Here is a 10760-nt window from a genome sequence, read left to right on the forward strand (position 1 = left end):
TTTTGAAAATTGGGAAAATAGCTTCTTTTACACGCGCTTATACCTCGTCCAAAAACGAGAATGAGGTTACTTTTTCTCCCTTGTATTCAAACTTGGTGGAATGCGCATATACGCCGAAAAATTTCTGAATGTTGGCATCCGTCATTACCCGGTTTGTGTCGCCGGTAATATAGTCTCCCTCGCCCAGCAAAAAGCACCGCTGCGCAATGCGCAGGGCGTGGTTCGGATAATGGGTGTTGAGAATGCAGGCAATGTTTTCCTCGGCTGTAACGGCTTGAATCAGCTTTAGCAGCCGGATTTGATTCCGAAAATCCAAATGCGATTCCGGCTCGTCCAGCACCAGAAGCTTTGGTTCATTGATGAGCGCACGGGCGATGTACACCAGTTGAAGCTGACCGCCGCTCAGCTCGTTGCAGGGGGAGTCCCGCAGTTCATAAATCCCTGTTTTGTGAAGCATCTGGTCCGCCAGTTCATAGTCTCCCCTGCTTGGCGATGCAAAAAAGGAGCTGTGCCCCGCCTTGCCGAACACGACCATGTCCCGCACGGAGTAGTCAAAAGAGACCCGGTGGGCCTGTGGCACATAGCCAATTTCTTTCATGGGCCTGTTTTTTTGGCTTTGCCTGCCGGCCACCGTGGAATAGCCGCTATCCCAGTTCAGAATGCCCACAATGCATTTGATCAGCGTAGTTTTTCCGATGCCGTTTCTCCCCATCACCGCCATCACCTGCCCGCCGTCTAAGGAAACGTTGATATTTTGCAGGAGCGGCTTCCCTTTCGCATAGGAGAAGCAGCCCTCCCGCACCTCCAGAATTTTTTCCATTCGCTCACCCCTCCTTTCTTCCGCGGCGATAAATCACCGCGAAAAACGGCGCGCCGATCAGGGCGGTGAGGATTCCCACGGGAATCTCGGCCGAGGTCAGGTTTCTTGCGGCGGTATCCACCAGAATCATAAAGGCCGCCCCGATCAGGGCGGAGGCTGGCAGAAGATGCCCGTGATTCACCCCCACCAGCCTGCGGCAAATATGAGGGATTACAAGTCCCACCCATCCGATGACCCCGGCAACGGTGACGCTGCCCGCCGTGGTCAGCGTGGCAAATAAAATCACCAGCCAGCGGGTGGTGTGGGGATTGATCCCAAGGGTAAAGCAGTCCTCGTCGCCAAGAGAGAGCAGGTTGATTTTCCAGCGAAGCATCAGCAAGCCAAAAATGCCTCCCACAATGGGCACAAAGGCAATCCCGATGTCCCGGTAGGTGACGTTTGCAAAGCTGCCCATCTGCCAGAAGGTGATGGCAGGAAGCGTTTCGGAGGAGTCGGCCACATACTTAATCAGCGAGATGAGCGCCGAAAAGATGGAGGACACAATAATCCCGCCCAGCACCACCGACAGCGTTCCCCCGTCCTTTTTTGTCCCCGCCAGCAAAAATACCAGCAGCACGCTCAACAGCCCCGCCAACAGGGAAAGCACCGGCGTAAACAGGCCCAACCCTCCTGTAAGCAGAATACCCAGCGCTGCGCCAAAGCCCGCGCCGGAGCTGACGCCCAGCAAATCCGGGCTGACCAGTGGATTTTGAAAGGTGCCCTGCAAGGCGGAGCCGGATATGGATAATCCGGCTCCGACCATGGCGGCTAACATAATTCTCGGAATGCGCACGTTAAAAATGACAAAGGCGGCGGTTTCCATCGTGCTGTCCAAGCTGCCGTGCAGCTTTGCGGAGAAAATGACCCCAAGCTCCGACAGGCGGATGCCGTATTTCCCCAGCGATATTCCGGCAACCACCGCCCCCGCCAGCAGCAAGGAGCCAAGCAGCATCGTTTTGCAATAGCCTGCGTGATGGGCAGTTCTCATATTCCGGTGGCTTCCCGATAGTCCAGAATGGAGTCAAGCTCCCCCTCGGTCAATTCCACATTGTAATTCCGCTGGTAATACTCTTTGATTTCCGTGCGCACCTCATCGTCACTCACAAGCTCCGGGTATGCCTTAGAAACCAGCCACAGGGGAAAGAGCGGGGAATCCGCGCAGGGCGTAACCCATGCATAGGTGGTTCTGGGTACATCAAAAACCTGCTTGTTTTTCCATGCGCTCAGCAGCGACCAATCCTGCCCCTCAATGGAATTGTCCAGAATATAGCTTGCCGGGGCATCCTGGAAGCACATGATAAAATCCGGATCCCACTGGTAAATCTGCTCCATGCTGACCTCGCCGGTGCCCTCAATGGACGCGGCGGCGTTTTCAATTCCGCTCAGGGCAAAGAAGCTCTGGGCCCAGCCGTCAAAAGAGTCCGATCCCATGACCATCAGGCTTCCGGCCTGATTCAGTTTGATGCAAAGCCCCGTTTTCTTCTCGTCTCCCACCTGCGCAAGAAGCTTGTCAAGCTTTGCGTTGGTGGCGTCCCATTCCTGCTGGATTCCCACGGAGGTATCCGTACCCAACAGCTCTCTGATTTGCCCATCCCACGCAACCGACATTGTCTCCGGGCTGTTCACGCCCTTCATCAGAAAGTCCACCGCCGGAATCGCAAGGCCCTCAATGCCTTTTTTCTGGAAATCTCCGTAATAGAAAATAATATCCGGTTCCAGCGCCAGCAGAGATTCGGTATTCACGGCGAAATTCACATCCACAAAGGAGGATTCCACTGACTGCCAATTTGGAAACGCCTTTTCCGCGATTTGCGGATTGGAGGTCAGGAAGGACCGGGCGTTGATGCCCACAATCATTTCGGTATCCGGCACGGCCCCAATCACAAAGGACATCACCGGCGGGCTTAAAATGACAATTTTCCGGATGTCGGTGGCGGCGGGAACGGTGACCTGATGCCCGCCAAGGTCTGTGATGGTTCTCGGCTCGCCGGACGCGGCGCTTTCCGCCGCTTGGGACGAACCAGCGGATGCGGACGCACCTGGCGAGGCGGGCGTCTGCCCGCAGGCTGCCAGCGACAGGCAGAGGGTGGCCGCCAGTGCGGCGGCAATCAATTTGCTGTTCATGTACAATTTCTCCTTAATAATATTAATAATAATTAAGATGTTCTGAATGATTTTTCAGAAACCTTAGCAAATGCTTTGCAAGAAAAAAAGACGCAGGCGTGATAAAACAAACACGTTTGTTTTATCAGCACTGCGTCTTAGCGTCTGGCTGTGGGACAACGGAAACCTTCCGGTCGCGTAGATTGATCAAGCTTTCCCGTTTACATTTGGGGCAGAAGAGCGGCAGACGGATCAGTACCGTATCCCCCCGAATCCTAATCCGCGTTTTCTGTCCGCACAGGGGACAGCATACCCATTCGTTCTGTTCCATTCGGAAACCTCACCTACGCCGCCTACGCATGGTTTTCAATCAGGCCAATGGCATGGTTTAAAAATCCGTTGATGGCGGCCAGCTTATCGCCGGGCATATCCGCAAGGAAGGCAAAAAGAGCCCTGTCATTTTCGTCGTGATAGCGCTCGTGAGCCCGGTAGGCCGTCTGCCCCTTGTCCGTCAGATACAGCAGGGCGCGCTTTTTATCTGCGGCGTCGTCCTCTCTGCGAATCAAATCCCGCTCCGCCAGCTTTTGCAGGCTTTTATGAACCACGGGCCGGGTGATTCCGAATTTCCGCGCCAGTTCGGCGCTGTGAATCCCCGGAAAATCACCGATCATTTTCAGAATGTGGATTTCTCCCCGGTAGAAAGTCATCTGTTCACTGCCAAAGTTCAGGACGTTGGTCCGGCTGTTGGCAATGCGCTCGTTCAGCTCAATAAAGGAGCGAATAACGTCTTCGGAGGAAACAGTTGCTTCCGCGCCCCCCTTTCGGTAAAGCCGCCCTTCGTATCGGTCGGCTCCTGTGGCTTCCATGGGGGTCAGTCCCGCGTTTTTCACCGCCTTTGCAAGCGCTTCCCCGTCGGGCGGGAGCGGCAGACCATCCAAAAAGCCAGACAGCCAGCTCACCATATTGGGCGGCACACCGTCCTCCTCATCCCCAAACTGCCCCACAATCAGCAGTTTCCCATCCTCCGCAAGGCTTGCCGACAGCTTGCCGATGAAGTCCGACAGGTCGCCGCGCACAAAGTTCAGGATACCGGACGCAACGATCACATCGTATGGGCCGCCGAGGGAATCTGTATTAAAATCCCCGGCAATAACCTCCACTTGCCCTTCCTTATTATGCTCCCGCACAATTTCCTTCGTGACCTCCGCCACATCCGGCGCTTCAAAAATAACCGCCCGGCTGTTTGGAAAATGCTTCGTAAATTCAATTCCCAGAATCCCGGTTCCCCCGCCCAAGTCCAGCAGGCGGAGGGGGCGAAGCGGGTCGGGATACAGCGCCTCCATCTGCTTTAAAAACGCCTGCACGCGCCCGGTGTACAGCTCGGGAATGGACACCCTCGCCATTTCTGAAAAATCGTAGGAGGGTTTGGGCAGGGCTTCGGAGGACTTCACCTTTTCCTCAAGCTGCGCCAGCGAGGTCATGTTTTCCCGGAACAGCAGGGCGTCCCCCAAAAACACATTGCTGTTTCGAGATAAAAAGTCCTTCGTTTCCGGTGTGTTCATGTAATACTCCCCAAGCTTTCCAAGCCAGCCGCAGGAAGTCAGGGTCAGCAGAAGAAGCCGAACCTGACACGGGTCGCAGTCCAGCGCCTTGGCAACATCCTGCGCAGTCTGCGGCGTGTCCAGATGGGAAAATACATTGAGGCGAATGGCCGCGAACAGCAACTGCGCCTCCTGATACCGGCGCATCGTTTCATAGTATCGGCCCGGGCTGTTTTCTGTGTGATACGGCATTTCAACGTACCTCCTATATGCGTTTGGTTAGTTATAACTAAGCTATTTGTTAGTATAGCATACATATAAAATCAATGTCAAGACAACAAATAGAAAACTGCGTAAATTTTAAAATGTCCGGCCGGGAGAAACTCTCCGTTCCGTGAAAAGGCGGACGGTTTTTAAAAACCGTCCGCCCGTTGCAGCGTCTTATTTCCGGAGCGTTTTGTTGATTCCGGCCCCGGCAAGCGCCTTGCGCGTCCCCATGTGCTTATGCCGCCTGTGGACTCTGCACTTTTCCGCCGCCATTTTCCGCCGGAATTTACCCATCCAGTCAATTGGCACTCACGCGCCCTTTCGGCTCCAGCCCCGGCTGTTTTCCCGAGCGGTCACAAATTGCTTGTAGATACCCGCCCGCTCCATCAGCCCGTCATGGGTCCCTTGCTGGGCAATTCCCCCGCCGGCGATGACCAGAATTTCATCTGCGTTGCGGATCGTATTTAGGCGGTGGGCAATGACCAGCAGGGTTTTCCCTTTGCACAGCTCACTGATGGCCTCCTGAATATAGCTCTCATTGTCCGCGTCCACGCTGGCGGTGGCCTCATCCAAAATGACGATGGGCGCGTCCTTTAAAATGCAACGAGCAATGGAAATCCGCTGCTGCTCACCGCCGGAAAGACTGGCCCCGCCCTCGCCCACCACGGTGTCAAATCCCTCGGGCAGGGCCATAATAAAGTCATAGCAGCGGGCCTTTTTCGCCGCTTCCATCACTTCCTCGCGGCTGGCCTCCTGCCTGCCGATGCTGATATTATTGTAAATAGTATCCTGAAACAGATAGACCCGCTGAAACACCATACTGATCTGGTCCATCAGCTCACTGAGGGGAACCGTTCGGATATCCTGACCTCGCACCAGAATTCTTCCCGCCTTTACGTCCCAAAAGCGGGCCAGCAGGCTTGCGATAGTGGATTTTCCGCCGCCCGACGGGCCGACCAGCGCCAGCATACGGTTTTTGGGGAGGTCGAAGGACACATTTTGCAGGACATTTTTCTCACCGTAGGCAAACGTGACATCTTCAAACCGCACCTCGGGCGCGTCGCTTTGTGCGGGAATGTGGTTTGTGCCCATGTCGGGTAGCTCCCGCTCCTGAAACACTTCCTCAATGCGATCCATACAGCTATTCATGACAGTGAGCCGCGCGCTCTGGCTGTACAGTGCCTTCAGCGGGCCGAACAGGTCGAACACAAAGAGCATGGTGCCAACCAGATAGGTCACGTCCAGCATGTCTTTAAAATACAGGAACACGGAAAGACCGACTACAAAGGTGGTCCCCAGTCCGTAAATAAGATTCAGTCCTCTCTGCCACGGGGTATGATTTTTCTCAAACGCAAGACTGGTGCGGCAGGTTTCTTCAAAGCTGCCGGTAAGCGTTTTGGACTTTTCCCCCAGCAAATTGTAGGTCTTGATGATGCCGATCCCCTCGGTGAAGTCCAAAACGGATTCGGTGAGGTTTTCAAGCTGCGCCTGCCGGATATGGGAATCCTCTACCGCTTCCTTTTTAAGGCCCCGGCCCAAAAGCGTAATTAGCACAACGACAATCAGTCCCGCCAGTCCAATCCATACATTGAAGAAAAAGAGGAATGCAACCAAAATGCCTTGTGCAAAGAGATAGCTCATCAAATCGGCCAGCACGGCCATGCAGTTTTCCTCAATAAACACCATGTCCGTTGAGAGCACCGAGCTGATTTTTCCGATGTTGCCCTCCGTGAAATAGCCCATGGGCATTTTCCGCAGGTGCGCGCCCAGCTCCATCCGCTTGTCGGCAAACAGCAAAAAGCCCGCCGCCGATTGCAGCCGGTCGGCAATGTGGTGGAACAACATCTGGGCCAAAAGCATGCCAACCAGCGCGACGCCGATTTGAAGGCAGAACTTAGGCGTGGCCGTTCCGTGGTAAAACGCGGCAAGGGTGAAAAAACCGAGAGCGATGGGTGCGTTTTTGAGGATGCCTTTCAAAAAAGAAAATACGAAGGCCCATGCGATTCTGCCTCGGTATTTTCCGGTGGCATTAAAAATACGGCTCATTAAAGCGGTCATCGTGTCTCCTCCTCCTTTGCGGCGCTGACTTTCCATCTGGCGCTGCCCTCGGCGGCCCGCCACAGGGTTTGATAGGCCGGGCAGCGCTCCAGCAGTTCTTTATGAGTTCCGGCGTCGGCAAGCCTGCCCGCATCCAGCACGCAGATCTGGTCGGCGTCCACGATGGAATGCAGTCGGTGGGCAATGACTACCACGGTTTTGCCCCGGATTACCTCGGCAATCGCCGCATTCATTTTTTCCTCGTTCTCCGGGTCCATAAAGGCGGTGGCCTCGTCCAGCACCACAATGGGCGCGTCCTTCAAAATGGCCCGGGCCAGCGAAATGCGCTGGCGCTCTCCCCCGGAAAGCTGCTTGCCGCCGTCTCCTGCCAGCGTGTAAATTCCCTTCTCCAGCCGGCTCAAAAATTCGCCGCACTGGGCCTTTTCCGCGGCCGCCAGCACCTCGTCGTCGGTGGCGGACGGCCTTCCCAGCCGAATATTTTCCAGAAGATTCATATTGAATAAAAACTGCTCCTGCGCCACATAGGAAATCTGGTCGTTGAGCGCTTCCAGTCGCATGTCCCACACATCCTGCCCCCCGATTTTAACGGAGCCGCCGGTCACATCGTAAAAATGCACCAGAAGCTTTGCAAGGGTGGATTTTCCGCTGCCGGACTCACCCACCAGCGCGGTGAGACTGCCCTCGGGAATTTCCAAGGTAATACCGTGGAGCACCTCCGCTTCCTTATAAGCAAAGCGCACATCTTCAAACGTCACGCCATAGCTCTTGCCGGAAAAGGGTTTCTCTGCCTGCTTCAGGGGCGCTTCCTCCATCATCTGCTCCATGTTGGACACCACGAAATTGAGCCGCGCCATGTTGGGGAAAAAGCTCATCACGCGCAGCAGCGGCGCGCCGATTCCAAAGGACATACACAGCGCCAGCGCCAGATCCGGCAAGGTGGAGTATCCCCGCAAAACGAAGTATGCGCCCACGGGCAACACAAACAGAGCCACGCAGGGCACAAGGCACTCATAAATGGCCATCCACGGCCAGCAGACCCTATACCACGCCAGCGTAAAATCACGGTAGCTTTTGATATCAGTTTCGTAACGGTGGTAGGATTCGCCGTCCCGGTTAAATACCTTGACAACCTCCATGCCGTTGATGTACTCCACGATGGTGCGGTTCATCTTATGGGACGCGGCGTAGTAGTCCCGCATTTTGCCCACGCCGCTTTGGTACATCACCGCCATGGCAAACATTCCAAGAGGCAGCGCCGCCAGCGCCAGCAAGGCCAGCCGCCAATCCGTCAGAAACAGGCCCGCAAATACCAGCACCGGAATCGTAATGTTGGCAACTCCCTCGGGGATGGCGTGGGCCAGCGGCAGTTCAATGGTTTCGATATCGTCGATAAACAGTTTCTTAATGGAGCCCACGCCTTTTTCCTGAATCACGCCAAGCGGCAGGTTTTCCAGCTTGTTTTGCAGGGATAGCCGCAGGTTTTTCAGCGTGTTATAGGCCGCATGGTGGGACAGGGAAAGTCCCCATATATAAAACACGGCATACAAAACGGTGCTGAGGCCAATTCCCGCCACTCTCCAGATCACATACTCCGCCGAAACGGCTTCCCGCAGGAGCAGCGGCCGGACAATTTGGTAAATGAACCAAAAAGGAAGCACCTGCATCACCATCCCCACCAACATGGCGGCAATCGCCTTATAGGTGGTTTTCCGGTACTCGCCCGCATACCCCAGTATCTTTTTGAACAAACAAAACCCCTCCTTTTTTAACACGCAGAGGTTAGAATTAACTAACCTCTGAAGAAATAAAAGCCCCTTTTCATAAAGAGACGGCTTTCCGTAGTTATACGCAGCTAACTTCACGTCCTAATAAAATTCCCTTCGTGAAAGGGAATTTTATTAGGCGGTATCGAAGCCCAGCACGGAATACCAGTTGAACAGCCTGCACATCAACTCACAGTGGATCTCAATCTGCCGAAGCGTATAGTTGTGAATAAACGGCTCGTAAACTGTGGTCCAGAAGGCTGAGAGCAAAATATGCATCTCCTCGATGGAGATGTCAGCCGCAGTCAAGCCCCTGTTTTTTGCCTCCATAAAGTATTCATAGGTCTTAACAGCCATTTCTTCAGCAAAATCATGCTGAAAATTGGCATAGCGGGTTCCCGCCGCACATGAAACCAGCAGTGTAAACCCGTCGTGATACTGGTAGAGGAAGCGGAACCATTCCATCATGCTCTCCCCCATCTCCCACGCCTTTATCAGCGCATCGTCGGATAACGTTTCGGGAGAAACAGAGCTTCTTAATTTCACAAAGTCATACAGTGCCTTCACCGTATCCCCCACCACAGCGCAGAACAAATCCTCTTTTCCTTTATATCGCTTGTACAGCGCCCCGGTGGTCACTCCCGCATCCTCGCAGATTGCTTTCAGGGAAGCCCTTTCAAATCCATGCACCAGAAATTCCTTTTTCGCACTGTCCAGAATACGTGGATCAATGGTATGATCCGGCGTTGCCATTTGTGTCGTTCACCCCCTTGTCTTAATTGATAATTATATTATCGATAATGCAATTATCACATTATCAGGCAGGGACCAATTTGTCAAGCGGTTTTGGATATTCTTCGGTACCTAATTCGGTTACACCGCGTTTCACAGCCTATGGGCGCTTGTGGCTAACCGGCGGCTGATGAAACGCACGCTGCAAAAGCCTGCTCAATTGCCCAATTTGTTCTTAATTTTCGTCTTTCAGGGGGAAATCTTGAAAAATCCCTTGCAATTAGGGGGACAGCGTGGTATTCTATTCAGGCTACAAAGGGCGGTCCTCTGCCGCGCACACGTCATTTCGGCGGATGCCATGAATCAGCGGTAAGAACGCCTATAAATTAGGAGGAAAATCCATGGATCTCATTAAGGAACTGAACAAAGAGGCGCTGGCGCAAACGCTGCCCGCGGTGAATGTGGGCGATACCGTCCGCGTTCATGTGAAGGTCAGAGAAGGCTCCCGCGAGCGCATTCAGGTTTTCGAGGGCACCGTCATCGCCAAGAAGCACGGCGGCATCGAGGAGACGTTCACCGTCCGTCGTATCTCTTACGGCGTGGGCGCGGAGAAGGTGTTCCCCGTCCACTCTCCCTCTATCGACCACGTGGAGGTCGTGCGCAACGGTAAGGTTCGCCGTGCGAAGCTTTACTACCTGCGTGACCGTGTGGGCAAGCGGGCCAAGGTCAAGGAGAAGCTCTAAGCCGCAAAAAAGTCCGACTTTTCGAGGGAACCTTATTTCCCAAACAAGTGGCATGACTTTTCACACTCCCTGCGGAGCTACAAAACGGCACATTAAATCCCCGGCAGAAATTGCATTGCAATTTCTGCCGGGGATTTTTCGTCTTACACCAGAGAGGACAGAACGCTTGCCTTCGTGACAATTCCCTGCAAGCGCCCTCCCTCGTCCAATACCGCCAAAGGATAGGGCGATTCCGCCGACAGGGGCATAATCTCCTCCACCGAGGCGTCCAGCCCCGCCGAGGGGACATCCTTGATAATCATTTCCGTCAAATCCAGATTCTCCCGCTTGGCCCGCATGGCGTCCGCCAGAGTCAGAATCCCCTGAAGCTTCATCTGCCCATCCACAACGTACACCGAGGAGATGGCGTTTTTCCGCATCAGCCGCAGCGCATGGTCAATGCCGTCGCCGGGCTTGATCAGGCTCACCGGCGTAATCATAATATTACGCACGGACAAAACCTTTGATTTGTCTGCGGAATCGATGAAACGCCGCACATAGTCATCCGCCGGGCGTGTGCTCATGCCCTCGGGCGTGTCCACCTGAATCAGGCGCCCGTCCCGCATGATCGCCACCGTATCCCCAAGATGAAACGCCTCGTCGATGTCATGGGTGATGAAAATAACGGTTTTCCCCAGCTTCCGCTGGATAGACA

At 54.2% G+C, this 10760-nt stretch carries 10 protein-coding genes; 1 reads left to right on the top strand and 9 read right to left on the bottom strand.

Annotated features, from left to right (window positions below):
• Window positions 1-37: 37 nt before the first annotated feature.
• The 8 genes from RTK01_RS13585 to RTK01_RS13620 all read right to left on the bottom strand — a co-directional run bounded on the left by RTK01_RS13585 (window position 38) and on the right by RTK01_RS13620 (window position 9344).
• Window positions 38-820, bottom strand: coding sequence for an ABC transporter ATP-binding protein (locus RTK01_RS13585; RefSeq protein ID WP_312281487.1), 783 nt, complete (start codon window positions 818-820; stop codon window positions 38-40).
• A gap of 4 nt (window positions 821-824) precedes the next feature.
• A complete protein-coding gene (locus tag RTK01_RS13590) occupies window positions 825-1847 on the bottom strand; it encodes an iron ABC transporter permease (protein ID WP_312281488.1) in 1023 nt (340 codons plus the stop codon).
• Window positions 1844-2983, bottom strand: coding sequence for an ABC transporter substrate-binding protein (locus RTK01_RS13595; RefSeq protein ID WP_312281489.1), 1140 nt, complete (start codon window positions 2981-2983; stop codon window positions 1844-1846). Before RTK01_RS13595 ends, RTK01_RS13590 begins: the two co-directional genes overlap by 4 nt.
• 124 nt (window positions 2984-3107) lie before the next feature.
• On the bottom strand, window positions 3108-3293 hold the full coding sequence (locus RTK01_RS13600; protein WP_312281490.1) for a cysteine-rich KTR domain-containing protein: 186 nt from the start codon (window positions 3291-3293) through the stop codon (window positions 3108-3110).
• A 22-nt stretch (window positions 3294-3315) separates the two neighbouring features.
• The gene (locus RTK01_RS13605; protein WP_312281491.1) at window positions 3316-4755 is read right to left on the bottom strand and encodes a methyltransferase; all 1440 of its coding nucleotides are present in this window, start codon (window positions 4753-4755) and stop codon (window positions 3316-3318) included.
• Window positions 4756-5079: 324 nt separating this feature from the next.
• Window positions 5080-6828: an ABC transporter ATP-binding protein gene (locus RTK01_RS13610; protein ID WP_312281492.1), complete on the bottom strand. Its 1749-nt coding sequence runs from the start codon at window positions 6826-6828 to the stop codon at window positions 5080-5082.
• Window positions 6825-8576, bottom strand: a complete 1752-nt coding sequence (locus RTK01_RS13615) for an ABC transporter ATP-binding protein (RefSeq protein ID WP_312281493.1) — start codon at window positions 8574-8576, stop codon at window positions 6825-6827. Before RTK01_RS13615 ends, RTK01_RS13610 begins: the two co-directional genes overlap by 4 nt.
• A gap of 150 nt (window positions 8577-8726) precedes the next feature.
• On the bottom strand, window positions 8727-9344 hold the full coding sequence (locus RTK01_RS13620) for a TetR/AcrR family transcriptional regulator (RefSeq protein WP_312281494.1): 618 nt from the start codon (window positions 9342-9344) through the stop codon (window positions 8727-8729).
• Between the two features lie 380 nt (window positions 9345-9724).
• On the opposite strand from RTK01_RS13620, the gene rplS reads away from it, so the two are divergent.
• The gene (gene rplS / locus RTK01_RS13625; RefSeq protein WP_312281495.1) at window positions 9725-10066 is read left to right on the top strand and encodes a 50S ribosomal protein L19; all 342 of its coding nucleotides are present in this window, start codon (window positions 9725-9727) and stop codon (window positions 10064-10066) included.
• Window positions 10067-10209: 143 nt separating this feature from the next.
• On the opposite strand, the gene RTK01_RS13630 is transcribed toward rplS, so the two are convergent.
• Window positions 10210-10760, bottom strand: a 551-nt coding sequence (locus tag RTK01_RS13630) for a CBS domain-containing protein (protein ID WP_312281496.1), incomplete at its 5' end; no start/stop codon positions are given.

Source organism: Oscillibacter sp. (assembly GCF_031978065.1).
Classification (GTDB): Bacteria; Bacillota; Clostridia; order Oscillospirales; family Oscillospiraceae; genus Oscillibacter.

What these genes read in the sequence shown, in the direction of transcription:
- RTK01_RS13585 (WP_312281487.1), bottom strand. Translation starts at nt 820, where the DNA reads ATGGAAAAAATTCTGGAGGTGCGGGAGGGCTGCTTCTCCTATGCGAAA.
- RTK01_RS13590 (WP_312281488.1), bottom strand. Translation starts at nt 1,847, where the DNA reads ATGAGAACTGCCCATCACGCAGGCTATTGCAAAACGATGCTGCTTGGC.
- RTK01_RS13595 (WP_312281489.1), bottom strand. Translation starts at nt 2,983, where the DNA reads ATGAACAGCAAATTGATTGCCGCCGCACTGGCGGCCACCCTCTGCCTG.
- RTK01_RS13600 (WP_312281490.1), bottom strand. Translation starts at nt 3,293, where the DNA reads ATGGAACAGAACGAATGGGTATGCTGTCCCCTGTGCGGACAGAAAACG.
- RTK01_RS13605 (WP_312281491.1), bottom strand. Translation starts at nt 4,755, where the DNA reads ATGCCGTATCACACAGAAAACAGCCCGGGCCGATACTATGAAACGATG.
- RTK01_RS13610 (WP_312281492.1), bottom strand. Translation starts at nt 6,828, where the DNA reads ATGACCGCTTTAATGAGCCGTATTTTTAATGCCACCGGAAAATACCGA.
- RTK01_RS13620 (WP_312281494.1), bottom strand. Translation starts at nt 9,344, where the DNA reads ATGGCAACGCCGGATCATACCATTGATCCACGTATTCTGGACAGTGCG.
- rplS (WP_312281495.1), top strand. Translation starts at nt 9,725, where the DNA reads ATGGATCTCATTAAGGAACTGAACAAAGAGGCGCTGGCGCAAACGCTG.